The 25,110-nt window shown below is 63.8% G+C and carries 22 protein-coding genes, 4 tRNA genes and 1 pseudogene; 3 read left to right on the top strand and 24 right to left on the bottom strand.

The features are described 5' to 3' along the window. Position 1 precedes the first annotated feature (1 nt). Positions 2-508: a GNAT family N-acetyltransferase gene (locus HPY67_01350; protein NPV03372.1), complete on the top strand. Its 507-nt coding sequence runs from the start codon at positions 2-4 to the stop codon at positions 506-508. Positions 509-587: 79 nt separating this feature from the next. Here the strand turns inward: HPY67_01350 and HPY67_01355 are convergent, their stop codons facing one another. The 19 genes from HPY67_01355 to HPY67_01445 all read right to left on the bottom strand — a co-directional run bounded on the left by HPY67_01355 (position 588) and on the right by HPY67_01445 (position 19,820). Continuing rightward, positions 588-1,076: an META domain-containing protein gene (locus HPY67_01355; protein NPV03373.1), complete on the bottom strand. Its 489-nt coding sequence runs from the start codon at positions 1,074-1,076 to the stop codon at positions 588-590. A gap of 105 nt (positions 1,077-1,181) precedes the next feature. Continuing rightward, a tRNA-Asp gene (locus HPY67_01360) sits at positions 1,182-1,259 on the bottom strand. 15 nt (positions 1,260-1,274) lie between these two features. Next, a tRNA-Val gene (locus HPY67_01365) sits at positions 1,275-1,350 on the bottom strand. 88 nt (positions 1,351-1,438) lie between these two features. Beyond that, positions 1,439-3,862: an endopeptidase La gene (gene lon, locus HPY67_01370; protein NPV03374.1), complete on the bottom strand. Its 2,424-nt coding sequence runs from the start codon at positions 3,860-3,862 to the stop codon at positions 1,439-1,441. 24 nt (positions 3,863-3,886) lie between these two features. Next, positions 3,887-5,149 (bottom strand): ATP-dependent Clp protease ATP-binding subunit ClpX, encoded by a 1,263-nt coding sequence (gene clpX / locus HPY67_01375; GenBank protein NPV03375.1) that lies wholly within the window; start codon positions 5,147-5,149, stop codon positions 3,887-3,889. Positions 5,150-5,159: 10 nt separating this feature from the next. After that, the gene (gene clpP / locus HPY67_01380; protein ID NPV03376.1) at positions 5,160-5,759 is read right to left on the bottom strand and encodes an ATP-dependent Clp endopeptidase proteolytic subunit ClpP; all 600 of its coding nucleotides are present in this window, start codon (positions 5,757-5,759) and stop codon (positions 5,160-5,162) included. A gap of 24 nt (positions 5,760-5,783) precedes the next feature. Then, the gene (gene tig / locus HPY67_01385) at positions 5,784-7,085 is read right to left on the bottom strand and encodes a trigger factor (protein NPV03377.1); all 1,302 of its coding nucleotides are present in this window, start codon (positions 7,083-7,085) and stop codon (positions 5,784-5,786) included. A gap of 26 nt (positions 7,086-7,111) precedes the next feature. Further along, positions 7,112-7,197, bottom strand: a tRNA-Leu gene (locus tag HPY67_01390). A 183-nt stretch (positions 7,198-7,380) separates the two neighbouring features. Next, positions 7,381-7,457 (bottom strand) — tRNA-Pro (locus tag HPY67_01395). Between the two features lie 186 nt (positions 7,458-7,643). After that, positions 7,644-8,090 carry a hypothetical protein gene (locus HPY67_01400; protein NPV03378.1) on the bottom strand — a complete coding sequence of 149 codons (447 nt, stop codon included), beginning with the start codon at positions 8,088-8,090 and terminating at the stop codon, positions 7,644-7,646. Between the two features lie 278 nt (positions 8,091-8,368). Continuing rightward, entirely contained in the window at positions 8,369-11,569 is a 3,201-nt protein-coding gene (gene carB / locus HPY67_01405) for a carbamoyl-phosphate synthase large subunit (GenBank protein NPV03379.1), read from the bottom strand. Positions 11,570-11,756: 187 nt separating this feature from the next. Continuing rightward, positions 11,757-12,326, bottom strand: coding sequence for a hypothetical protein (locus HPY67_01410; GenBank protein NPV03380.1), 570 nt, complete (start codon positions 12,324-12,326; stop codon positions 11,757-11,759). Positions 12,327-12,404: 78 nt separating this feature from the next. Next, positions 12,405-13,625, bottom strand: a complete 1,221-nt coding sequence (locus HPY67_01415) for an aspartate kinase (protein ID NPV03381.1) — start codon at positions 13,623-13,625, stop codon at positions 12,405-12,407. After that, positions 13,616-14,098, bottom strand: a complete 483-nt coding sequence (tsaE, locus tag HPY67_01420; protein ID NPV03382.1) for a tRNA (adenosine(37)-N6)-threonylcarbamoyltransferase complex ATPase subunit type 1 TsaE — start codon at positions 14,096-14,098, stop codon at positions 13,616-13,618. The genes HPY67_01415 and tsaE overlap by 10 nt, the downstream gene beginning before the upstream one ends. 27 nt (positions 14,099-14,125) lie before the next feature. Then, on the bottom strand, positions 14,126-14,497 hold the full coding sequence (acpS, locus tag HPY67_01425; GenBank protein NPV03383.1) for a holo-ACP synthase: 372 nt from the start codon (positions 14,495-14,497) through the stop codon (positions 14,126-14,128). Then, positions 14,494-15,711 (bottom strand): dihydropteroate synthase, encoded by a 1,218-nt coding sequence (folP, locus tag HPY67_01430; protein NPV03384.1) that lies wholly within the window; start codon positions 15,709-15,711, stop codon positions 14,494-14,496. The genes acpS and folP overlap by 4 nt, the downstream gene beginning before the upstream one ends. Positions 15,712-15,811: 100 nt before the next feature. Continuing rightward, positions 15,812-17,641, bottom strand: coding sequence for an ATP-dependent metallopeptidase FtsH/Yme1/Tma family protein (locus HPY67_01435; protein ID NPV03385.1), 1,830 nt, complete (start codon positions 17,639-17,641; stop codon positions 15,812-15,814). Positions 17,642-17,737: 96 nt separating this feature from the next. Next, entirely contained in the window at positions 17,738-19,144 is a 1,407-nt protein-coding gene (gene tilS / locus HPY67_01440; GenBank protein ID NPV03386.1) for a tRNA lysidine(34) synthetase TilS, read from the bottom strand. 13 nt (positions 19,145-19,157) lie between these two features. Further along, the gene (locus HPY67_01445) at positions 19,158-19,820 is read right to left on the bottom strand and encodes an HAD-IA family hydrolase (protein ID NPV03387.1); all 663 of its coding nucleotides are present in this window, start codon (positions 19,818-19,820) and stop codon (positions 19,158-19,160) included. A gap of 279 nt (positions 19,821-20,099) precedes the next feature. Here HPY67_01445 and HPY67_01450 point away from each other — a divergent pair, with 279 nt between their 5' ends. Then, a complete protein-coding gene (locus HPY67_01450) occupies positions 20,100-20,996 on the top strand; it encodes a DUF2520 domain-containing protein (GenBank protein NPV03388.1) in 897 nt (298 codons plus the stop codon). After that, on the top strand, positions 20,993-21,808 hold the full coding sequence (gene panB / locus HPY67_01455; protein NPV03389.1) for a 3-methyl-2-oxobutanoate hydroxymethyltransferase: 816 nt from the start codon (positions 20,993-20,995) through the stop codon (positions 21,806-21,808). The genes HPY67_01450 and panB overlap by 4 nt, the downstream gene beginning before the upstream one ends. Before the next feature lie 292 nt (positions 21,809-22,100). Here the strand turns inward: panB and HPY67_01460 are convergent. The 5 genes and pseudogenes from HPY67_01460 to HPY67_01480 form a co-directional block, all read right to left on the bottom strand. Next, positions 22,101-22,916, bottom strand: a pseudogene (locus HPY67_01460) (IS3 family transposase). Further along, the gene (locus tag HPY67_01465) at positions 22,808-23,116 is read right to left on the bottom strand and encodes a transposase (protein NPV03390.1); all 309 of its coding nucleotides are present in this window, start codon (positions 23,114-23,116) and stop codon (positions 22,808-22,810) included. Before HPY67_01465 ends, HPY67_01460 begins: the two are co-directional and overlap by 109 nt. A 185-nt stretch (positions 23,117-23,301) precedes the next feature. After that, positions 23,302-23,448, bottom strand: a complete 147-nt coding sequence (locus HPY67_01470; protein NPV03391.1) for a NifB/NifX family molybdenum-iron cluster-binding protein — start codon at positions 23,446-23,448, stop codon at positions 23,302-23,304. 45 nt (positions 23,449-23,493) lie between these two features. Beyond that, complete coding sequence (locus HPY67_01475; GenBank protein NPV03392.1) at positions 23,494-23,634, bottom strand: hypothetical protein; 141 nt, start codon at positions 23,632-23,634, stop codon at positions 23,494-23,496. Positions 23,635-23,738: 104 nt separating this feature from the next. Continuing rightward, positions 23,739-25,022, bottom strand: coding sequence for a YihY family inner membrane protein (locus HPY67_01480; GenBank protein NPV03393.1), 1,284 nt, complete (start codon positions 25,020-25,022; stop codon positions 23,739-23,741). Positions 25,023-25,110 lie beyond the last annotated feature (88 nt).

A 25,110-nucleotide genomic window follows, 5' to 3' on the forward strand; every position in this document is an offset into this window, starting at 1 on the left:
GATGCTGCGGGCCGACGTGCGCGGAGGTGACGCCGAAGCCGTCCGGGACATCGTCTCCTCGACGGGGCTCTTCAGGCCCGACGAGATCGCGATCGCCGTTGAGCTCGTCGAGGAACGGCTCCGCGTCGGGCCGGCGAGCGGCTATCACTTTCTCTTCGCCGAACGGGACGGACGCATTCTCGGGTACAGCTGCTACGGTCCCGTTCCCCTCACCCTGCACAGCTACGATCTGTACTGGATCGCCGTCCGGAAGGAGTGCCAGGGGTCGGGGATCGGTAGCCTGCTCCTGTCGCGCTCCGAGGCGGCCATCGCCGGGCTCGGGGGCCGGAGGGTGTACATCGAGACCTCGTCGAAGGCGATCTACCGGGGCACCCGCCGGTTCTACGAGCGCAACGGGTACCGGGCCGAGGCCACGCTGAGGGAATTCTACGCCCCCGGCGACAGCAAGATGATCTACGTCAAGGCCCTTGCGCAGGAGGATGCAAAAGGTAAGAAGGTCAGAAGGTAAGAAGGTTGGAGAAGCACAGGGCACACAACGTCATCCGGATTCGCCAACGTTCTCACCCTCGCACCTTCTCACCCTCTCTTCAGGGGTTGGTCCCCCGGGAAAAGCGCAGGACCCCTTTTCCCCCGTCGTAGTACAGACGGAGCTCCTTCCCGTCGACGGCATAGGCCGAAACGCGGACGAGCTCCTCCAGGAAGCGGTGTTCCTGCGTCATGACCGGGATGTCGCAGACCATTTTCGTGGATCCCGTCCGCCAGATCCGGATGACGCCCGGATCCCCCTCCAGGAAGCCCCACCCGCCGAAATACCGGTTGCAGCCGCCGGAGCCGCTGACCTTGCCGTCCGGCGACAGCGCCAGAGAGACCGGGACATCGGGCAGCACCGGGGTTTCGCCGCCCTCGGGGCCGTAACTCTTGAGGTTCCAGAGTCCCTCGAGCGATGGCTGCGATAAGGCGGAGGGCTCGCGCGTGAGCACCGGCTGCGTCTTCGCGCAGCCTGACAGGGCGAGGACGATCACGAGAAGCGCCATGACGCCGGCCGCCTCTCCTCTGCATGCCTTTGCGGTCTTCATGTGTACCTCCATGGAAACGGGTTTTGGCCCCGTGCGGATGCATCGGCGCCGCGGGGAGGCGGGAAAAAAAGGGGCCAACCGTTGCGGTTGACCCCCTTCGTTTACTGGCGGGGCCGATGGGATTTGAACCCACGCCCTCCGACGTGACAGGCCGGCGTTATAACCAAGCTTAACTACGACCCCGCATGATATTTCATATGGTAGGCGGAACAGGACTTGAACCTGTGACATCCACGGTGTAAGCGTGGCGCTCTCCCGACTGAGCTATCCGCCTTTAAGTCGGGCCGATAAGATACGATAACGGCTTTTCGTTGTCAAGGCGAAATTCGCTGTTTTCCCGCCCTTTCGCGCCGTTCATCCCTTCAGGCGTGGATGCGCCGTTCCTGCTCTGCGGCCTTCTCGATCGGGTGAATCTCTTCGTTCAGGTCGAGGGGGACTTCCTGTCCCGGCATCGGGACAAAGGCGGTCTCAAGCACCTCGTCGATGCGCTCGACCAGTTTGATTTCCAGTTCCTTGAGCACGTTCGCCGGGATATCCACGAGGTCCTTCTCGTTCTCCTTGGGGATGATGACCGTCTTGATCCCCCCCCGGTGGGCCGCGAGGAGTTTCTCCTTCAGCCCGCCGATGGGCAGCACCCTGCCCCGCAGCGTGATCTCGCCCGTCATGGCCAGATCACCGCGGACCGGCCGCTTCGTGAAGGCCGAGGCGATGGACGTCACCATGGCGATGCCCGCCGATGGCCCGTCTTTCGGGATGGCCCCCTCGGGGATGTGAATGTGGATATCCGTTTCCTTGTAGAAGTTCTTGTCCAGCCCCAGGGAGTCGGCCTTGGAGCGGACAATCGTCAGGGCCGCCTGCGCAGACTCCTGCATCACGTCGCCGAGCTTGCCCGTGAGGATGGTCTTCCCCGTTCCGGGAAGGATCGTGGCCTCGATGTTCAGAAGCTCGCCACCCACCTCCGTCCAGGCCAGGCCCTGGGTGAGGCCGACGGCCTCCTTGCCCTCGGACTCGCCGAACCGGTACTTCGGGATCCCGAGGTACTTCTCGATGGACTTCGCGTTGATCCGGATCTGCTTCTTGTGGCCGTTGGTCACGATCTCGCGCGCCACCTTGCGGCAGATGGAGGCGATCTCGCGCTCCAGGTTCCGGACGCCCGCCTCGCGGGTGTAGCGCCGGATGATCTCCAGGATCGCCCCGTCGGTGAACAGGATGTCCTTGTCCGTGAGCCCGTTGGCCTCGATCTCCTTCTTCACGAGGAACCGTTTCGCGATGTTGAGCTTCTCGGGCTCCGTGTACCCGGCGATCCGGATGACCTCCATGCGGTCCTGCAGGGGCCCGGGAATGGTCTGCAGAACGTTGGCCGTCGTGATGAACATCACGTCGGAGAGGTCATAGTCCACCTCCAGGTAGTTGTCGTTGAATGCGCTGTTCTGTTCCGGGTCCAGCACCTCGAGCAGCGCCGAGCTGGGGTCACCCCGGAAGTCCGAGCTCAGCTTGTCGATCTCGTCGAGGCACAGCACGGGGTTGTTGGAACCCGCCTTCTTGATGAGCTGGATGATCTTGCCGGGTAGCGCCCCGATGTACGTGCGCCGGTGCCCCCGGATCTCTGCCTCGTCCCGCAGCCCGCCCAGCGAGAGCCGGACGAACTTGCGGTTCGTCGCCCGGGCGATGGACTTGGCAATGGAGGTCTTGCCGACGCCGGGGGGGCCCACGAGGCACAGGATCGATCCCTTGTTCTTCTTCACAAGGGACTGCACGGCAAGGTACTCGAGGATGCGTTCCTTCACCTTCTTGAGCCCGTAGTGGTCCTCTTCGAGGATGGCCTCGGACTCCTTCAGGGTGTATTTGTTCTCCGTCTTCTCCTGCCAGGGCATGTCGAGCAGCCAGTCGATGTAGTTGCGCACGACCGTGGCCTCCGCCGACATGGGCGACATCATCTTGAGCTTCTTGATCTCGTGCTTGACCTTCTTCTGGGCCTCCTCGGAGAGCTTCTTCGCCTTCAGGCGCTTCTCGAGCTCTTCGATCTCGCTCGAGAAGTCGTCCTTCTCGCCCATTTCCTTCTGGATGGCGCGCATCTGCTCGTTGAGGTAGTAGTCCTTCTGGGTCTTCTCCATCTGCTTCTTGACCCGGCGCTTGATCTTCTCCTCCAGCTCGAGGATCTCGATCTCGCCGACGATCAGGGAGTAGAGCTTCTCGAGCCTCTCGCCCGCGTCGGTGATCTCCAGCAGGGCCTGCTTCTTCTCGAGCTTGACGCCCAGGTGCGAGGCGATCACGTCGGCGAGCTTCGCCGGGTTGTCGATGGCCGCGATGGTGTCCACCAGCTCCGGCTGGATCTTGCGCGAGAGCTTCGCGTAGTTGCGGAATGCCTCCACGAGGACGCGGGAGATCGCCTGCACGGTCCCGGAGCTCTCGACGACCGTTTCGGGCACTTCCTCGATGGCGACGACGAAGTGGTCCGGGTTCCGGATATAGTCCCGCACGACGGCCCGCTTCTTGCCCTCCACGAGGGCCTTCACCGTCCCGTCGGGCAGACGCAGCAGCTGGATGATGACCCCCAGCGTGCCCACGGTGTAGATGTCCTCTTCCGTGGGCTCGTCTTTCTGCGCGCTCTTCTGGGCCACGAGGAAGATCTCGTTGTCCTGCTTCATGGCCGACTCGAGCGCGTTGATGGATTTCTCCCGCCCGACGAAGAGCGGCACGATCATGTAGGGGAAGACGACCACATCCCGCAGGGGCAGAAGCGGAACGATGATCTTCTTGTCTTCTTTTTTCGTGAAATCAAACATGGCTATTCAGTTTCTACCGTCTCATTACGCCGTCTCCGTCCTGGACTCGAAGAGCAGGATCGGTTTTTCGCCCTTCTTGACGACGTCTTCGTTGATGATGACTTCCTTCACGTCGCTTCGCGACGGGATGTCGTACATGATGTCGAGCATGGTGTTCTCGAGGATGGCCCTCAGCCCGCGGGCGCCGGCCTTTCGGTTCACGGCGAGCCTCGCGACGGCCCGCAAGGCACCGTCGGTGAACTTGAGCTTCACGTTCTCCAGCTCGAGGATCTTCTGGTACTGCTTGCTGATGGAATCCTTCGGCTCCACGAGGACCCGCATAAGGTCGTTCTCGTCGAGTTCCTCGAGGGTGGCGATCACCGGCAGCCGGCCGATGAACTCGGGGATCAGGCCGTACTTCAGCAGGTCCTCGGGCTGCACCTCGGCGAGCAGCTCGCCGAGCTTGCGTTCCTTCTTGCCCTTGATGTCCGCCCCGAAGCCGACAGAGCTGGCGCCGATGCGTCTCTGGATGATGTCCTCGAGGCCCACGAAGGCCCCGCCGCAGATGAAGAGGATGTTCGTCGTGTCGACCTGGATGAACTCCTGCTGTGGGTGTTTGCGGCCCCCCTTGGGCGGGATGTTCGCCAGGGTCCCCTCGATGATCTTGAGCAGGGCCTGCTGCACGCCCTCGCCCGACACGTCGCGGGTGATGGAGGGGCTGCCGGACTTTCGGGAGATCTTGTCGATCTCGTCGATGTAGACGATCCCCTTGGAGGCCCTCTCCACGTCGTAGTCGGCGTTCTGGAGGAGGCTCAGGATGATGTTCTCCACGTCCTCGCCCACGTATCCCGCCTCGGTGAGCGACGTGGCGTCGGCGATCGCGAAGGGTACGTTGAGCATCTTGGCCAGCGTGCGGGCCAGCAGCGTCTTGCCGGAGCCCGTGGGGCCGACCAGCAGGATGTTGCTCTTCTGGAGCTCCACGCCGCCCAGGTCCGCCTCGGTGAAGAGTCTCTTGTAGTGGTTGTAGACGGCCACGGAGAGGATCTTTTTCGGGCGCTCCTGACCGATGACGTAGGAGTCCAGGAATTTCTTGATGTCCTTGGGCTCGGGGATCTTGCGGCGGTTCTCGTCGATGCTCTGGACCTCCGCCTCCTCCTGGATGATGGCCCGGCACAGCTCGATGCACTCGTCGCAGATGTAGGCGGAAGGTCCGGCCACGAGCTTCTTGACCTCGTTCTGCGTCTTTCCGCAGAAGGAGCAGAACAGGATGCCCTCGCCCCCTTCGTTTTCCCGCTGTTTTCTCGGCATGTCGTCCTCTTTATTTCTTGGTTGCTGTCGGCCGCTTCTGGATCACCGAGTCGATGAGCCCGTATTCCTGCGCCTGCTCACCGGACATGTAGTAATCGCGGTCGGTGTCACGCTCGATCCGCTCGATCGGCTGCTGCGTATGCCGGGCGAGGATCTCGTTGAGCTCCTGCTTGAGCCGGAGAATCTCCCGGGCCTGGATCTCCACGTCCGTCGCCTGCCCGGAGAAGCCCCCCATGGGCTGGTGGATCAGGATCCGGGCGTGCGGCAGCGCATAGCGCTTCCCCTTTTCCCCGGCGGCCAGCAGGATGGCCGCCATGCTGGCTGCCTGCCCCATGCAGTACGTCGAGACGGGTGCCTTGATGTACTGCATGGTGTCGTAGATGGCAAGCCCCGCGCTGACGAGCCCCCCGGGTGAGTTGATGTAGAAGTGAATCTCCTTGTCGGGGTCCTCCGATTCGAGGTAGAGAAGCTGGGCGATCACGAGGTTCGCCACGTCATCATCGATGCCGACCCCCAGAAACACGATCCGGTCTTTCAGGAGCCTCGAGTAGATATCAAAGGCCCTCTCGCCTCTTCCATCCTGCTCAATGACGATCGGGATCAACGGCATGTCCTGGTCCTTCTTCGTTCGCTGTTAATTTACCCTAATATTAGCTCTGGACTCTATAAAATCAAGGGTTTTTTCTTCAAGTATTTGATCTCTCAAGCGTTCTGTCAATCCCTCTTTTTCGTAGGCGGCCTTCATCGATTCCGAATCGCGCCCGTAGCGGCCTGCCGTTTCGCGGATGCGCTGATCGATTTCCGTCTCATCGACCGTGATCGATTCCTTTTCGGCGATTTTCTGCAGGAGGATTCCCGAACGGACCAGGCGGACGGCTTCGTCCCGGAACTGGTCGTGCAAATTCGCTGCCAGCTTGGCGGCATTGTCGGGATCCATGCCGTTCATGACCATTCGCCGCTGGGTTTCGATCATCATGCTGAAGATCTGCCGCTCGACGTAGGCCTCGGGGACTTCGAAGGGGTTGAGTTCGAGCAGCCGGTCGATGATCGCCTTTCTCAGATTCGCCTTCGCCCGCGCGCCCTTTTCCTGTTCGAGGGACTTCCGGATATCCGCCCGGAGAGCCTCCATGTTCTCGTACTGCTCGAAATTCTTGACGAATTGATCGTCCAGGGCCGGCAGCGTCTTTACCTTGATGTCCCGGACGGTCACGTGGAACGTGATTTCCTGCGAGGCGAATTCCCCGATGTGATAATCGGCGGGGAACGTGACGCTGAATGTCTTCGACTCCCCTTTCTTCATGCCCAGCAGGGCTTCTTCGAAACCGGGCACCAGGCGCTTCGAACCGATCTCGATCCGGAAGCCTGTTTCGGTGAGCTCTTCCCGGGCGCTGCCGCCGAGACTGCCCTGGAAGTCGATGACGAGAAAATCGCCCATCTGGGCGGGCCGCTCCGCTTCGACGTCCTCCAGGGTGCTGTACAGGTTCCGAAGCTCCTCGAGCCGGTTGTTGATGTCCTGCTCCGACACGGAGGCATCTTCCCGCGTCAGCTCGAGGCCGTCGTATCCCCGGGGTTCGACGGCAGGCTCCACCTCGACGGTTGCGCTATAGGTGAAGCTCCTCTCGGACTGGATCCCGGTCTGCGAAATCTCGGGCCTTGCCACGGGCACGATGCCTGCGGACTGCACGGCCTCCTCGAAGGAACGGCTCACCATGTTCTGGATCGCCTCCCCCTCGGCGTCTTCCTTGAAATAGGTTTCCAGGATGCGGCGGGGCGTCTTGCCCGGCCTGAACCCTTTGACCCTTGCTTTCCTCCCCACCGTCCGGTAGGCGGCGTCGAGCGCCTTCTTCACCTCCTCCCAGGGGATCTCGAAGGAGATCCTCTTCTTGACGGGGCTGATATCCTCGATTTTGATGGCTGCGCCGGTTCCGCTTGTCACGATCGAACTCCTTTTGCAGTGTAGAGTGGTGCGAGAGAGGGGAGTCGAACCCCTATCCGCAGTGCGGGCTGGATCCTAAGTCCAGTGCGTCTTCCAGTTCCGCCACTCTCGCATCCCTGAAAAACGATTTCCATATATATTCGCCCACTTGGCGATTGTCAACTCCTCGTAACAAATAGGGCGGTCAATCGTTGCAGCTGACTGACCGCCCGCATGCGTAACTGAAAACGGGATGCCGCGGCATCCGTTTTCTCAACTCCCTCCGTCCCCGCGGGCCGCGGGAGCTTCTTTTTCATGGTCGGGGCGAGAGGATTTGAACCTCCGACCCTCTGAACCCCATTCAGATACGCTACCAGACTGCGCCACGCCCCGACACTTGATCCAGCGTCGATTTTCTACCACCATCGTCATGGCCTGTCAAGCGATATCCGTTTCGCGGGGGGCTTTGGGTCACCGCTCCGAGTGGCAGCGCGGAACGGGCGCAGGACGGGCAACGGGCAAGCGCTGACGGCAACCGGGGGAACGGTGACATCACGCTTCGGCGGGGCCTATCGCTTTCTACAGGTAGTCGCCGCGGCGGAACTTGATGGCCTCGACCGAGGCCGTGACGACGATACGGTTCATGCAGTCGCGCAGTGCGTCCCCCTCGGGGAGGCTTTCCACGGCGGGGGCGATCTCGTCGACCCGGTCCTCGATGGCCCTGACGGAGGCATAGGCATCCTCCGGCCGCAGGCCGGGACCGGAGAGACCCCTCTGCAGGGACTCGAGAAGACCGAGAAGCGCATCGGCATGGTTCAGCAGTTCCTTCCTGCCCAGGGCGGGGGCATACCCCATGCCCGTTCCTGCCGGCGGGATGCCCGGGACGGTCCCCGGCCTCGACAGGCCCGGGGCTTGCGCGACGGCCTCGCGCAGGACCTCCCGGAAACGGGTCCCGGCGGGCTCCGGGGCGCCCGGCCTGCCGCCCGGCTGAAGGGGCTGGGGGTTGTCTGTACGGTGGATCTTCATCGGTCTGCTCGACTCGAGATGTCTCTAGCTTTCCTTATCGTCAACTTGACGCCGGCGGTTGAGCGCTTCCTCGTGCAGACGCTCTTTTTCCTGCATGCACACCCGGCACCAGGGGTCCGCTCCGCACTGCCCCGTGCAGGATTCCCAGGCCTCTTCCAGGGTCCAGGCACCGGCTTTTTCCCGTTCCGCCTCAGGCCCGGGGCGCTCTTTTGTCCCTTCTTTCATGGGAATGCAAATTTCTTTCCAGAACGGGTCTTTGAACGGGCCCTGTCACCCGATCACTTCAAATCGCCGTGGTAACTCTGCAGGGATCGGGCGCGGCCGTGGCCCTTGCGGAACGCCGCGATCCCCTTCGCGGCCGCCGCCGAGGCGGCGATGGTCGTGATGTAGGGGACCCTGTACCGTATCGCCGACTTGCGGATGTACGAGTCGTCGTGCTTGCTGAGCTTTCCGCTTGGCGTGTTGATGATGAGGTCGATCTCCTTGTTCTTGATGGCGTCGACGATGTGGGGCCTGCCCTCGTGCATCTTGAGGATCGGCTCGGCCTCGATGCCGTTGTCGGTCAGGAACCGGTGGGTTCCCTTCGTGGCCCGGATCCGAAACCCGAGCTTCCGGAACTCGCGGGCAATCTCCAGGGCGGCGTGCTTGTCGCGCTCCGCGACGGTGATCAGCACCGTCCCCTCCGCCGGGAGGACCTGGTCCGCCGCCTCCTCGGCCTTGTAGAAGGCCAGCCCGAAGGAGTCCGCAAGCCCCAGGACTTCACCCGTGGAGCGCATCTCGGGCCCGAGAAGCGGGTCCACCTCGGGGTACATCTTGAAGGGGAAGACGGCCTCCTTGACCCCGAAGTGCGGGATCGCCCGACGCCTGAGGTTGAGGTCTTTGATCTTCCGGCCCATCATGAGCTGTGTCGCGATCCGGGCCATGGAAATGTTGCAGACCTTCGAGACGAGCGGTACCGTGCGCGAGGCGCGGGGGTTGGCCTCCAGCACGTAGACGACGTCGTTGGCGATGGCGTACTGCATGTTCATGAGGCCCACGACCTTCAGCTCCCGGGCGATCTTGCTCGTGTACTCCACGATCGTGTCGATGTGGCGGGCCGGGATGCTGATCGGCGGGATGACGCAGGCCGAATCGCCCGAGTGCACCCCGGCCAGCTCGATGTGCTCCATGACGGCGGGCACGAAGGTGTCCTCGCCGTCGGAGATGGCGTCGGCCTCGCACTCGATGGCGTTGTCGAGGAACTTGTCGATCAGGATCGGCCGGTCCGGCGTCACGCCCACGGCGTTCTTGACGTAGCGCCTGAGCATCTCCTCGTCGTGCACCACCTCCATGCCGCGGCCCCCCAGGACATAGGAGGGGCGCACCATGAGCGGGTATCCCAGCTTCTTCGCGATGGCGAGGGCCTCGTCGATATCGGTGGCCATGCCGGAGGCCGGCATGGGAATCTCGAGCCGTTCCATCATCTGCCGGAAGCGGTCCCTGTCCTCGGCCAGGTCGATCGTGTCGACCGACGTCCCCAGGACCTTGACCCCTGCCTTTGCCAGCTCTCCCGCGATGTTGAGGGGCGTCTGGCCTCCGAACTGGACGATGACCCCTTCGGGCTTTTCCTTCTCGTAGATCGCCAGGACGTCCTCGACCGTCAGCGGCTCGAAGTAAAGCTTGTTGGAGGTGTCGTAGTCCGTGGAGACCGTCTCGGGGTTGCAGTTGACCATGATGGACTCGACGCCCTCGTCCCGCAGGGCGAAGGCGGCATGGACGCAGCAGTAGTCGAACTCAATCCCCTGCCCGATGCGGTTAGGGCCGCCGCCGAGGACCATCACCTTGCGGTTGGACGACGTGCCGACCTTGTCCGGCGCGTTGTACGTGGAGTAGTAGTAGGCCGCGTTCTCGACGCCCGAGACGGGCACGGCGTCCCAGCACTCGACCACCCCTAGGGCGGTCCGCCTGTTGCGGATCGTCTCCTCCGGGATGCCCAGGATCTGGGACAGGTAGCGGTCGGAAAACCCGTCCTTCTTGGCCTGGACGAGCAGGCTGTCCGGCAGGTCCTTACCCTTCGTTTTAAGAATTTTTTCCTCGAGTTCCACCAGTTCCTTCATCTGCTCGATGAACCAGTGCTTGATGTGTGTCTTGCGAAAGAGATCGTGAACGGAGGCCCCTTTCCGGAGGGCCTCGTACATGATGAACTGCCGGTCGCTGGAGGGCTCGACGAGAAGGTCCATCAGCTCCTCGAGGGTCTTCTTGTTGTAGTCCTTCGCAAAGCCGAGGCCGTAGCGGCCTTTCTCGAGGGATCGGATCGCCTTCTGGAAGGCCTCCTTGTAGGTCTTCCCGATGCTCATCACCTCGCCCACGGCGCGCATCTGCGTGCCGAGCTTGTCCTCGGCCCCCGGGAACTTCTCGAAATCCCAGCGGGCGAACTTCACGACCACGTAGTCCCCCCAGGGGGTGTATTTCTCGAGGGTCCCTTCCCTCCAGTACGGGATCTCGTCCAGGGTGAGCCCCCCTGCCAGCATGGCGGAGATCAGGGCGATGGGGAAGCCCGTCGCCTTTGAGGCCAGGGCCGACGATCGCGACGTCCGCGGGTTGATCTCGATGACGACAACGCGGTCCGTCTTCGGGTCGTGCGCGAACTGGACGTTCGTGCCTCCGATGACCTGGATGGCCTCGACGATGTCGTAGGAGTACTTCTGGAGTCTTTTCTGCAGCTCCTCGCTGATCGTGAGCATGGGCGCCGTGCAGTACGAGTCGCCCGTGTGGACCCCCATGGCGTCGACGTTTTCGATGAAGCAGACGGTGATCATCTGGTTCTTCGCGTCGCGGACCACCTCCAGCTCCAGTTCCTCCCAGCCCAGGACGGACTCCTCGACGAGGATCTGGCCCACCAGGCTCGCGGCCAGCCCCCGGGCCGCGATGACGCGGAGTTCCTCGGGGTTGTAGACGTGTCCGCCGCCCGTGCCGCCCATGGTGTAGGCCGGCCGGATCACCACGGGGTAGCCCAGCTTGTTGGCGATGGCCTCCGCCTCCTCGACACTGTAGGCGATTTCGCTTTTCGGCATCTCGATGCCGAGCCTGTTCATCGTCTCCTTGAAGGCCATGCGGTCCTCGCCGCGCTCGATGGCGTCGACCTGAACGCCGATGACCTTCACGCCGTATTTCTCGAGGATCCCCTTTTTGTGGAGCTCCGAGGTCAGGTTGAGGCCCGTCTGCCCGCCGAGATTCGGCAGGATCGCGTCGGGGCGCTCATTCTCGATGATCTCGACCATGCTCTGGAAATTGAGCGGCTCGATGTAGGTGATGTCGGCCATGCCGGGGTCCGTCATGATCGTGGCCGGGTTCGAGTTCACGAGCACGATTTCGTAACCGAGCTTTCGCAAGGCCTTGCAGGCCTGCGTGCCGGAGTAGTCGAATTCGCAGGCCTGTCCGATGACGATAGGCCCAGAACCGATGATCATGACCTTCTTGATGTCGCTTCGTTTCGGCATGGTGGCATCCCCTTGCAGGTTTCAATGAAACGGCAGCCGCTGCTGCCGTAAGTTCGCTTGAAAACTGAGTATTCAGGCGCAGGCACTATAGGCGAGCCGCCCGGATTCGTCAAGGCAAAACTCACCGCGGACCAAAAAAACAGGGAAAGGAACGGAAATGGGACGGTTACGAATCGGTGATTAGGGTTTAGCACCCGACGCAGAGATAGGGCTTGAGTCTCTCGAGGCGTCTTTCCTTGATCCCCCTGACCTGCAGCAGATCGTCGAGCCTCCGGAACATCCCGGCAAGCCGTCGCTGATCGAGGATCCGCTCGGCCGTCGCTTCCCCGATCCCGGGAACGAGAATGAGTTCCTCTCGGCTCGAGCGGTTGATGTCGATGGGGATGCCCAGGGCGAGGCGTTTCGCGGCCGCCATGGGCCTGACCTCGATGGACGGCGCCTCCCCGAGGACGACCACGGTGACAGCGCCCTTCAGAGGCCCGTGAGGGCCCGCGGACACCTTCTTGCCCATTCGCCCGATTTCGGCAAGATCGAGCAGGCCCTGCAGGCTGGTTCCCCTCGGGACGAAATAGACCCCGTTTCGGCCTGCGTCACCCGCGACTTCCACCGCGACGGTTCCGGGTCCGCAAGCGGCGTGCGGGATTGCCGTGGGGGGTGACCCGAACGGGGTGATCCCGGCCCTGAGGCACGCCGCCGTGAGCGCCGCGAGGGCCAACAGCACGATGCTGCCGAGAGCGTGGTCCCTGCCGATCTGCATGCCCGGCAACCCTTGAAAAAGCCCCGGAACCGCAACCGGGGGCCGCGCCGCGCCCGGGGGCGGGCGTAAAGGGGCAGTCTACTTGCGGTCGAGCCCGAAGGTCTCGTGGAGGACCATCACGGCCAGTTCCGTGTACTTCGACTCGATCACGCAGGAGATCTTGATTTCCGACGTGCTGATCATGAGAATGTTGATCCCCTCCTTGGCAAGGGCCGCGAACATCCGGGAGGCCACCCCGGCGTGGCTTCGCATGCCGACCCCGACGATGGACACCTTGGAGATGTTCTGGTCGTACTGGACACCCTGGGCCCCGATCTCCTGGGCCACGGGACCGATGAGCCTCTCGACTTCCTTCATGTCCTTCTTTGACACGGTGAAGGAGAGGTCGGTGAAGCCGTCGATGCTGGCGTTCTGGATAATCATGTCGACGGGGATGTTGCGATCCGACAACGTCGTGAAGAGTCGGGCTGCAATCCCGGGACGGTCCGGGACGTGGACGACGGTGACCTTGGCCTGATCCCTGTCATAGGTGACTCCCGACACAACGACTGATTCCATTTCCTCATCCTCCTTGGTGACCAGAGTCCCCGCATCGTCCGTGAAAGACGACTTCACGTACACGGGCACATCGTATTTCTTTGCCAGTTCGACCGACCGGGGGTGCAGCACCTTGGCCCCGGCGCTCGCCATCTCGAGCATTTCGTCATAGGACACCTTGTCGAGTTTTCGGGCCGCCCGGCACAGGTTGGGGTCCGTCGTGTAGACCCCGTCGACGTCCGTGTAGATCTCGCAGACGTCCGCCTTCAGGGCGGCCGCCAGCGCCACGGCGCTCGTGTCGGAGCCCCCGCGCCCCAGGGTCGTGATGTGGTTCTCCGAGTCGACCCCCTGGAACCCGGCCACGACCACCACGTGGCCCTTCTTCAGCTCCTTCTCGATCTCGCGGGTGTCGACCTTGATGATGCGGGCCTTCGTGTGGGCCCTGTCGGTGTGGATCTTGACCTGGTGCGCCAGGAAGGACCGGGCCTTGTGCCCCATGCGGTTGAGGGTGAGCGCGAGCAGCGTCACCGTGACCTGTTCGCCCGTCGCGATCAGGGCGTCGTATTCCCGGTCGTCGGGCCTATTGTCCGAGGCCTGGTTCGCCAGGCCGATGAGGCGGTCTGTTTCGCCCGCCATGGCGGAAAGGACGACGACGAGGTTGTTTCCCCCCTCCTTGGCGCGGATGACCCGCTCGGCCACGTTCCGGATCTTTTCCAGGTTGGCCACGGACGTCCCGCCGTATTTCTGTACGATCAGCGCCATGCGATTCCTCCGGATTTCAGATGGTCCTCCAGCTCTTGCAATGTCCCCGGTGGGCCTTCGATGATGAGCTCCCGGGTGTTCTCGTCGATGTAGGCCATGCGCAAGACGATCGCCGCGTCCGGCAGCAGGTCGAGAATTTTCTCCGCCCACTCGATGACGACGACCCCCCCGCCGAAGAAGTACTCCTCGTAGCCCATGTCCTCCAGGTCCGCGGGACCCGAGAGCCTGTAGGCATCGAGATGGACGAGCGGCAGCCTCCCCGGGTACTCGTTGACCAGGGTGAACGTGGGGCTCACGACGGGCACGTTTTCCGCCACGTCGAGCCCCCGCGCGATTCCCTGGGTGAGGGTGGTCTTTCCGGAGCCGAGCTCCCCGATGAGCGCCACGATGTCACCCCGGCCCAGAAAGCTCCCGATCCGGCGGCCGATCTCGACGGTCCGCTCCCGACTATCAGAAATCAGTCTCAAAATCAATTCCTCTCTGGAGGCTCGCCGGAGGCATCAGGTTTCGAACACGACGAACGCCACGGCATAAGGTCCGGTGTGTGAGACGCTGACATGAACCCTCTGCACCCCTCTGGCGTCAAGCTGCCGGCGGATCCTCTCCGAAAACTCCAGACGCGGCTTCCCGGAGCGGTCGTTGAGCAGCTCGATCTCGTTCCACGGCAGGCCGCGGGACGACCCCATGCACTTGATGAAGGCCTCCTTGGCCGCGAAACGCGCCGCGAATCGAGGCGCTGGGTCCCGGTGGCGCCTGCAGTACCGGGCCTCCCGCGCGGAGAAGGTCCGCTCGACAAACTTCTCCCCCCAGCGTGCGAGGGCCTTCCGGATGCGCTCCGCATCGGCGATGTCCACCCCGACGGCATCGATCATCGTTCCCCCCTGACGGCGTCCGCCATGGCCGCCACCCTCTTCATGATGCCCACGTCGTGGACCCGGACGATGTCCGCCCCGTTCAGAATGGAGGCCGTCACGGCGGCGGCGGTTCCCTCGATGCGCTCGCTCGGTTTCTCCACCCCGGTGATCTTGCCCGTGAAGTGCTTGCGGGAGACGCCGACACAGACAGGGCATCCCAGGGCCTTGAACTCGCCGAGGTGGCGGATCAGGCGGAGGTTGTCCTCAACGCTCTTGCCGAACCCGATCCCGGGGTCGACGACGATCCGGTCCCGGGAGACGCCCGCCGACACGGCTTTTCCGATCCGTTCGTCGAGGAAACGGATGATCTCGCCGAGCAGGGAGCGGTATCGAAGGTCCCCTTTCTGCATCGTCCGGGGCGTCCCCCGCATGTGCATGAGAACGACCGGGACTCCCGCCGCGGCGACCACACGGGCCATCTGCCGGTCCCCCCGGAGCGCCGTGATGTCGTTGACGATCTCGGCCCCGGCCTCGACGGCCTGACGGGCGACCTCGGCCTTGGCCGTGTCGATGGAGACGGGCACGCCCGTTTCCCGGGTGATCAGCCCGATGAGGGGGATGACCCGGCGGAGTTCCTCCTTGAGGGGCACCGGCCTGGCGCCCGGCCTCGAGGACTCGCCCCCGATGTCGAGGATGTCCGCCCCCTCTTCGATCAGCCGGACGGCCTGCCGCAAACCCTGCTGCGCGTCGGCGATCGCACCGCCGTCGGAAAAGGAGTCCGGCGTCATGTTGATCACCCCCATGATGAGGGTCCGGCCGGTCAGCCTGATCTCGCGCCGGGGCGTCTTGAGCACATACTCCCGCCGCCCGGCGTTGGCGAGCAGCTCCCGGATATCCGACGAGACGTCCTTCAGCCCGAAGGGCTGGAGGGCAAGCTTGTCGGCGAACCGGAGCAGCTGCTTGACGGTGCCCATGATGAGCACGTCCGTCCTCCGCACGCTGCAGTCGACGGAGCCCCGGGAAACGGCCGCGTCTCCTCCCAGAGAGAGCATCTCCTGCTTGATGATGTTGGCCACCTTCGGCGTAAGGCCTTCGATGAGCACGTTGCAGTGGCGCATCTTGGGGGCCATGGACGAGATTCCGTAGGGCTCGACGCCGATGTCCCTCAGGAGGTCCTCGGACTCCGATGCGGTCGGAGGGTGCAGGAGGCGGATCCGGTTCTTCACGGGCATCCCCTTATGAAAAAAGTGCGTCTCCGAAGAAACGCACCCGGTGTTGGCGACCTCTCGATGAAACACGCGCGGGCGGGTCATGCGGCCCGGCTCCGCCCGCTCAGCGGGCGGGCTGCGGGACGGCTGCAGGCTCCTGCTCCGGGAGGCTGCGGCCGCTGATGATGGCATCGAGGTCTTCGGCGTTGAGCACCTCCCTCTTGATCAGTTCGTCGGCCAGGGTGTGCAGGATCTGCAGGTTCTCGGACAGGGCTTTTTTTGCGGTCTCGTATCCCTCGGTCACGATCCGCGCGATCTCCGCGTCGATCTTCCTCGCCGTCTCCTCGCTGTAGTCCTTGTGCATGGCCAGTTCGCGGCCCAGGAAGATCTGCTCCTCCTTCTTTCCGAAGCTCATGGGGCCCATGGGGCTCATGCCCCAGTCGCAGACCATGTGCCTCGCCAGGTCGGTGGCCCTCTCGATGTCATTGCCGGCACCGGTGGTGAAGTCGTCCAGGACGAGCTCCTCGGCCGCACGGCCTCCCAGCAGGATGGCGATGCTGTTGAGCAGGTAGCGCCTCGGGTAGGTATGCTTCTCGTCCATGGGAAGCTGCTGCGTGAGGCCCAGCGCCCGGCCTCGCGGGATGATCGTGATCTTGTGGATCGGGTCGGTCCCGGGCAGCATCTTGGCCACCAGGGCGTGCCCCGCCTCGTGATAGGCCGTGATCCTCTTCTCCTTTTCGCTGATAACCATGCTCTTGCGCTCGGCCCCCATCAGGACCTTGTCCTTCGCGTACTCGAAGTCCGCCATGGAGACCTTCTCCTTGCCGTTGCGCGCCGCGTGGAGGGCCGCCTCGTTGACGAGGTTTTCGATGTCGGCGCCGGAAAAGCCCGGGGTCCCCCTCGCGATGACGGCGGTCTGGACATCCTCGGCAACGATCGTCTTGCGCATGTGCACCTCGAGGATCTTCTCCCTGCCCTTCACGTCGGGCAGCGGCACGACGACCTGGCGGTCGAATCGTCCAGGCCTCAGCAGGGCCGGGTCGAGGACGTCGGGACGGTTCGTGGCGGACACGAGGATGACCCCCTCGTTGGACTCGAACCCGTCCATCTCGACGAGCAGGGCGTTCAGGGTCTGCTCGCGTTCGTCGTGCCCTCCGCCGAGACCCGCGCCCCGGTGACGACCGACGGCATCGATCTCATCGATGAAGATGATGCAGGGGGCGTTCTTCTTTCCCTGCATGAAGAGGTCACGGACGCGGGAGGCCCCCACCCCGACGAACATCTCGACGAAGTCCGAGCCGCTGATCGTGAAGAACGGCACGTCGGCCTCGCCCGCGATCGCCCTCGCCAGAAGGGTCTTCCCCGTGCCCGGGGGGCCGACGAGCAGGACGCCCTTGGGGATCCGTCCGCCGAGCCGGGTGAACTTCTTCGGGTCCCGCAGGAAGTCGATGATCTCCTGCAGCTCACCCTTGGCCTCGTCGATCCCTGCGACGTCGTTGAAGGTCACCTTCTTGGACCGGTCCGTCATGAGCCGGGCACGGCTTTTGCCGAAGGACATGGCCTTCCCGCCCCCGGACTGCATCTGGCGCATGAAGAAGACCCAGATGGCGATCAGCAGGATCGTCGGGAACCAGGAAATCAGCACCGTCATGTACCAGGGTGAGTCCTCGACGGGCTTGGCGGCGATCCGCACGCCCTTCTCCTTGAGCAGGGGCACAAGCCCCGCTTCCTTGGGGGCGTAGGTCTTGAAGCTCTTGCCGTTGACGAACTTCCCCGAGATGCTCTCCCCCTGGATGCTGACCTCGACGACCTGCCCCTTTTCGACGGCGGCGATGAAGTCGCTGAAAATGATGCTGTCCTGAGCGTTCTTCGGCTGGTTGAAGAGGTTGTAGAGCAGCACGAAGATGAGGCTGATGATCAGCCACAGTGCGATATTCTTCTGTAAAGGATTCAATCCTCGCTGTCCTCCGTGATCGGGGCCGCCTCGCGGCCTTCGGTGGCGGAGCCCCTGACTTGAATTTTGTATGATTAACCCAAGAGGTTGAAAATTTCAAATGATTTCTGCCTTCAGGACATGTCTCGTCCCTTCGGCGACGCGGGCCCTCTCGGAGAGCCGGATGCCCGGCACCCACAGGACGGAGCAGTCGTCGGCCAGCACGGGGGTCTTGTTCCGATCGGCCCTCGGCACCTTCAGGTCGATGAACAGCCTGCTGAGTTTCCGGCTTCCCCGCATGCCCAGCGGCTGGATCCGGTCGCCGGGCCTGGGGCTGCGCACGACCAGCGGCCCGCTGATCCGGTCGAGATCTAGGTATGCCTTCCGCGCCGTCGCCGTCGGCACGCAGGGCGGCCGCCGCAGCACCCGGAAGCGCATGCGCAGCCCCTGGCTCTCGATCCGGACGATGCCCGGGACGGGAACCTCGGCGCAGAACAGATCACCGGCACTCTGCGGCGTTCCCGGGCCCCGCCCGCGGAGCCCGGAAGGCCCGGCACGGCTGCATTCGAGAGTGCCGCCGATCCTGCGGACCAGGACGTTGCCCGGCATGTGCAGCGTGCCGCCGCGGTTCGGGCCTTCGGCCAGCTCCAGCACGGACTGCACGTGGTCGAGGCCCACGGCACGATCCGGCCCTGCCAGGCGGCGCAGGATCTCCAGGACGACCCTGCGCCTGAGCGCGGGATGGAGCCTTGCAAGTCCCCGCAGGGGGATCTTCGTCCCGGCCGGATCCCCCGGCCAGGACCCGAGGGCCCGCAGGGCCCGGTCCTTCATGTAATCGTCCTCCTGCCTGACCACGTCGGCCAGCCTGCACAGGGCGTCGAGAATCGCCGGGTTGAAGCGCCTCGCCAGCTCGGGAAGCAGGACTCTTCGGATGCGGTTCCTCAGATAACGCTCGTCGGCGTTGGAGCTGTCCGTGACGAAGGACAGGCCCTCCTTTTGGCAATATCGGGCGATCTCCGCGGGCGAGCAGTCGATGAGCGGGCGGATGAAGCGTCCGCCGTCCCGCACGGGCGCAATGCCCGCGAGCCCGCTCAGGCCGGAGCCCCGGATGAGGTGCATGAGCACCGTCTCAGCCTGGTCTCCCCTGTGGTGTCCCAGCGCGATGCGGTCCGCGCCCGCCTGCCGGGCCGCCGACTCGAGGAAGGCGTATCGCCTGCGCCGCAGGAAGTCCTCCGGCGAGAGGCCCGCGCTTCGCCGGGTCATCCCGATCGAACCGGTCAGCAGGGGGATACCTCGCGCACGGCAGAGGCTGCGGACGAAGGCCTCATCACGATCCGACTCCGCCGCCCGCATTCCGTGGTTGAAGTGTGCTGCCGTGAGGGAGACCCCGAAGACCGGGCCGAGACGCTGGAGTACGGCGAGCAGAGCGACGGAGTCCGCGCCCCCGGACACCGCGGCCAGCACGTGGTCTCCCGGCCGGAGCATCCGGTGCGTCTCCACGGTCCTTCGAACCTTCGTCAGCACGTCGGCGCTCCGGTCAGCAGGCGATCCGCTCAAGGTCGGTGATCCTTTCGATGGCGAAATCCGGCTTCAGCCCGATCAGCTCCTCCCGGCTGCCGATCCCGTTCAGGATTGCACAGCTGCGAACCCCTGCGTTGCGGGCCAGCAGGATGTCGTTCACCCCGTCGCCGACGACGAGGGTCTCCTCGGGCTTCGACCCGTAGCGGTCCAGCAGTGGCAGCAGGACCCGCGGGTCCGGTTTCATGAACGCCGCCGAGTCCCCGCCGATGATCTCACGGAAACACGATTCGATGCCCAGGCCCCTGCACAGGGCGAGCGAGAAGTCCGTGTTCTTGTTCGTGATGATCACCTTCGCCTTGTCGGAGAACCGGCGCAGGAGATCCAGCACGCCGGGATAGAGGACGGTCCGGTCGAGCAGATGCTCGGCGTAGTCGGATTTGAAGCGTGTGAGGGCCTCGTCGAGACGCCCCCGGTGAGCCTCTCCGAGGGACCTCTCGAGGAGTTTGCGCACGCCGTCGCCTACAAACCGGAGGATCTCCGGCTCCGGGCGACCGGGGATTCCCATGGACCGCAGGGTGCGGTTGACGGAGCCGGCCAGGTCGGCTCCCGTGTCTGCCAGCGTGCCGTCGAGATCGAAGACCATCAGCTGCACGAACATCCTGCCGTCAGGCTTGCTCATGGGCACACTATAAGAAATCGGGGCTCCGATGACAAGAGAATAAGAGCCGGCGCGGAACCGATGCTTGACAGGGTGCCGTGGACATGCTAACAGGGTTCCACCGCTTGGATCCGATTGCAGGACCGGGACGGGGAATGGACAGCGTTGAGACACGGGTGACGTGTGCAGAGCCTTCCCTACGCAACCGGGAGGGCTTTTTTTTCGCGGCGCGATGCCGCCGAGGGTCACCGCCGGCAGCAGGACGTCAGGGACCGGCTATCGCGGATTGTGGAGATGATGATGAGCGAACGGCCGAATCGAGAGCGCATCGCCATTCTCGGGGCCGGCAAGGTCGGCACGGCCCTGGGGCATCTGCTGGGAAAGGCGGGCCATGACGTCGTGGCCGTTGCGGGTCGCAGCCTGGAGGCGGCGAGGCGTGCCGTCGCGTACACGGGAGGGACGGCGACGACGGATTTCACCGCAGCCGCACAGGGGGCCGACTGCATCCTCGTCACGACCAGCGACGACGCCATCGAGGGTGTGTGCAGGGCCGTCTCCGCGGCAGGGGGCTTCCGTATGGGCTCGAAGGTGGTGCACACCAGCGGTGTGGGCGGTCTCGACCTTCTCCGCTCGGCCCGCAGGCGGGGAGCCCGCACGGCCTGCATCCACCCGCTGCAGACGTTCGCCGACGTGCAGAGCGCCATTTCCAAGATCCCCGGCAGCACGTTCGGCGTCACGGCCGACGAGGAGATCCTGACCTGGGCCGACCGGCTCGTCGAGGACCTCGGGGGGCGGCCCTTCCACGTATCGCCCGAGGACAAGCCCCTTTACCACGCGGCGGCCTGCATGGCCTCGAACTACCTCGTCACGCTGATGTATCTGGTCGAGGAAATCTACGGGCGCATGGGGCTTTCCCGCGAGGAGGCGCATCGGGCCTTCTGGCCGCTTGTCCGGGGCACCGTCGCCAACATCGAGAGCAAGGGGACCATCCCGTCGTTGACCGGACCGATCGCACGGGGTGACGGTGGAACCGTCCGGAAACACCTCCGGGGATTCCGTAAACGCTTCCCGGAGCTCACGAGGCTCTATCGCGAGATGGGTCTCTTTGCGGCGGAGATCACCGCACGGAGGGGCGCGGTGGGGGAGGACAAACTGGCGGACATACGAGCCATGCTGAAGGGAGGCCGAAAGGGATGAGCACACAGGTCAAGATCACGCGGGTTACCACGTCGACGATCCGGGACATGAAGAAAAAAGGCGAGAGGCTCACCATGCTGACCGCCTACGATTACCCGACGGCGGCGGCCGTGGACGAGGCCGGGATCGACATCATCCTCGTGGGGGATTCGCTGGGGATGGTCGTTCTCGGCTACGACAGCACCCTCCCCGTGACGATGGAGGACATGCTGCACCACACCAAGGCCGTTACCCGGGCGGCCAAGCGGGCCATGGTGATCGGGGATATGCCGTTCATGTCCTACCAGGTGTCGGTCGAAGAGGCCGTACGCAATGCCGGACGCTTCATGCAGGAGGCTGGGGCCCACGGGGTCAAACTCGAAGGGGGCCGCGAAGTGGCCGAGGTGACGCGCCGGATCGCCCAGGCGGGCATCCCCGTCATGGCGCACATCGGCCTCACGCCGCAGTCCGTGCACCAGCTCGGCGGATACAAGGTGCAGGGCAAGGATCACCCCTCGGCCACGAGGCTGCTCGAGGATGCCAAGATCCTCGAGGAGGCGGGGGCCTTTTCCATCGTCCTGGAGTGCGTGCCCGCCGCGCTGGCGGAGAAGATCACGGCATCGCTTTCCATCTCCACGATCGGCATCGGCGGGGGCGTGCACTGCGACGGCCAGGTCCTGGTGGTGCACGACATGCTGGGGCTCTTCGAGCGTTTCACCCCGAAGTTTGTCAAGAAGTACGCAAACCTGAGTGCGCAGATCAAGGAGGCGGCCGCGCAGTACATCGACGAGGTGAAGAAGGGGACGTTCCCCGGCCCGGAGCACTCCTTCTAAGTGAGGCTGGTGAAAACCGGCCATATGCGTTGTTGCCCTTGTTCCTCGTCGCTCAACGTACCGTTGATGTACGCCTCGCTCCTCGGATCTGCGGGCGCCTAGAATCTGGCCTCTTTTGACCAGCCTGCAGGATGTCCCCTCTGCATTGCGCATGTATGGAAACAAAGTGGAGTGCCCCCCTGCGGTTAGACAACTGCGGTTAGGGTAACCGGACAGGACTTGGCGTTGTTGAACATTTCTTCAAACTCCACAGGCGGCCGATATCCCAGTGAGGAGTGCAGCCGCTTGCGATTTAAACGTCCTCGATGAAGGAGGGAAGACGATTCTGGACATCGGCCATCGTCCGGTACTCCCAGAGGTAGACCTCCTCGGCCTTCAGGGTCTTGATGAAGCTCTCGGCGGCCGCATTGTCGTAGGGGTTGCCCTTGCGGGCCATGCTGATTCGGAAGCCGTTGGCAAGCAACTCCTCCACGTAGTCTCGGGAGGCATACTGGACCCCGCGATCCGAGTGATGGATGATTCCTGCCGGGGGTCTGCGACGCGCCAGGGCCATCCGGAGGGCCTCCAGGCACAGGGTTGTGTCGATATTGCGCGAGAGCGCATAGCCCACGACCCTGCGGGCAAAGAGATCCAGGATGACCGCCAGATAGACAAAGCCGCTCAGGATGGCAATGTAGGTGATGTCGGCCACCCAGAGCTGGTTGGGGCCCGTGACCAGCAGGTTCTGCGCGAGGTTGGGATAGACCCGATGGGGATGCTCGCTGTTGGTGGTGCGGACCCAGCGGCGCCTGGGCTTGCGCGTCAATTCCTGTTCGCGCATGACGCGAAGCACCTTCTTGTGGTTGTCCCGGAACCCTCGACGATGCAGCTCCTTGGTCACCCGGCGATACCCGTAGCCGGGGAACTCCTCGATCACGGTCTCGATGCGGGCGATGAGCGCTTTCTCCCCGTCGGGTTGGCTCTTTGACTGATGGTAGTACGTGCTGCGGGGCAGGTTCATCAGCTCGCACCCCCTTTCGATGCTTTCGACGAGGGCACGATGCTCAGCGATGAACCGCCGCTTCTCTTCGGCGGTGCGAGGCTTCGCTGCACGGCTTTTTTTAAAAACTCGTTCTCCAGGGTGAGCCGGCCCACCAGCTGCTCGAGCTGACGGACGCGCTCCTCCAGGGCCGCTTCGTGACTGGGAGGGTTATCAAAGCGCCCCTTGGTGTACTGATCCTTCCAGTGATACAGCAGCCCCGACGAGATCTCGTGACGGCGCATCAGCTGCGCCGCCGTGCTGACCCCGCTCAGGTACTCTTCGATCACCGACGCTTGAACTCGTTGCTGAAGGTTCTGCGTGGCTTCATGGCAAGATCCTTTCTCCCCCTCGTGGGGATCGGGGGTCCTGCCCGGTACTCTAACACATTTTGTCCAACTCAAGGGGTGCAGTCCAAAGCCCCCTCTCTCTGCTGTGTTGGAAGAGAAAGGGGGCTTTATTTCGCGACTGAAAATCAGATCTTCTCCTCAAGGCTGCCAGCCCGGAAGGCCTCGATGGCCGACTGCACCGTCCCCGAGGCGCCCAGGAAGATCCGGACTCCCGCGCTCTTGAGGGCCGCCGTCGCCTTTCGGCCGATGTGTCCCGTCACGACGCAGTCCACACGCTCGCCGGCTACGAGGTTCCCGGTAGCCGTCCCGCGCGTGATTCAATGCATGCCGGCCGTGTTCTCCCTGGCTTCGTGGGTGCCCGTGTCCATGTCGTAGATCAGGTAGTACCGGCAGCGGCCGAAGCGGGGGTCCACGAGGTCCCGCAATTCGGGCCCCGTCGAGGAAACGGCGATCTTCATGGGTTTGCACTCCTTTCTATGATCCGGCGCGGATTCACGCAGCCGTGTTTGTCTTACGGGGTACGGGTCTGTGCCGCCCGTTGCGATCCCCACGCGGGCTGTGGTCAGAGAGGCCCCTTCCCTTCCCCGCCCCGGCCGCTTTCGGGCAGGTCGTCGATCCTCTCGTTGATCGCGCGGAGGCGCCCCGACATTTCCCTGAGAAAGTGGACCACGATGCGGGGGTTCTCCCTCAGGATCGCCTCGAGATTGGATTCCGAGATGACGACAAGCCGGGTGTCCGGTGCCGCTGCCACGGCGGATGCCGTCCTCGGTGCCTGTATCAGCATGGCCATCTCCCCGAAATAGTCGCCGGCGGTCATCTCCCTGAGGAGCTGCCCCTTCTTGAGGATCCGCACCGCCCCGGACAGGATGTAGAACATGTCACGGCCCCGGGAGTCTTCCTCGAAGACCACCTCCCCGGGTTCAAAGGACCGGATGAAGCGGGAAGGCACAGGCGGGAATGCCGCCTCGCCGGTCTTCCGTTCTTCCAGAAGCCTTGCCAGCAGCAGTGCCTCCCGGCGCCGGGTGTTGGCCAGGAGTTCCGCGCCGAACAGGATCACGGCAAAGGTGTAGTAGATCCAGACGACCAGGACGAAAACGGCCTTGAGAGACCCGAACGCGAGTCCGTAATCCGGGTTGACCTGCAGGAAAAGGGCAAACAGCGGGCGGACGATCGACCAGAGCACCGCCGCGGCCAGCGCGCCCAAAAGCAGGTTCCACCACTCGAGCGCCACGGGGCAGAAAACCAGGAAAAAAACGGAGAGAAACAGGGTGCCTGTCAGCAGGGGCATCACCCCCTCCGGCAGCGCCCGCAGCGTGCCGGCAGGGGCGATGGCTTCCGCCGAAGCCGCGGCGTAGAGGATCTGTCCGGCCACGAGCACCAGGAACATCATCAAGAGCGACAGCACGGCGACAAAGTCGAGGAGCTTGTCCCGGATGAACCCGCCGCTGCGCTCCGCCTTGAAGACGTTGAGGAAGCCGGCCCGGATCGCGCGTGCCAGGGGGACAACGGGCCAGAGCAGCAGGATGAGGCCGATGAAACCCAGTGCCTTTCTCTCCGCAAGGGTGAAGACCTCGCGGAGAATGACCTCGTAGTGCTGGGGAACGATCTCAATGATGATCGCCTCGACGGCCGCGCTGACCTGGCGGGACGAGACGAAGACCTGGCTCAGCAAAAACAGGACCGCCACGCTCAGGGGGATCAGGGCGAAAACGCCGTAAAAGGCCAGCGTGGCCGCCGTGTGGATGTCGCGGTTCCGCACGAAGGACAGCACGGTGTACCGCAGGACGACCGCGGGGATGAGCCACCGGTCCCGGTATCTCGTCATGCGGCATGTGAACCGAGGCATCACGGCATCGTCTCCGGGGGGAACGTCGTGCGGAACGGCGATTGATTATAGGAATCCGCCGGCGAAAAAGCAACGGCCGAATCCCCGG

Source organism: Syntrophaceae bacterium (genome assembly GCA_013177795.1).
Taxonomy (GTDB): Bacteria; Desulfobacterota; Syntrophia; order Syntrophales; family UBA2192; genus UBA2192.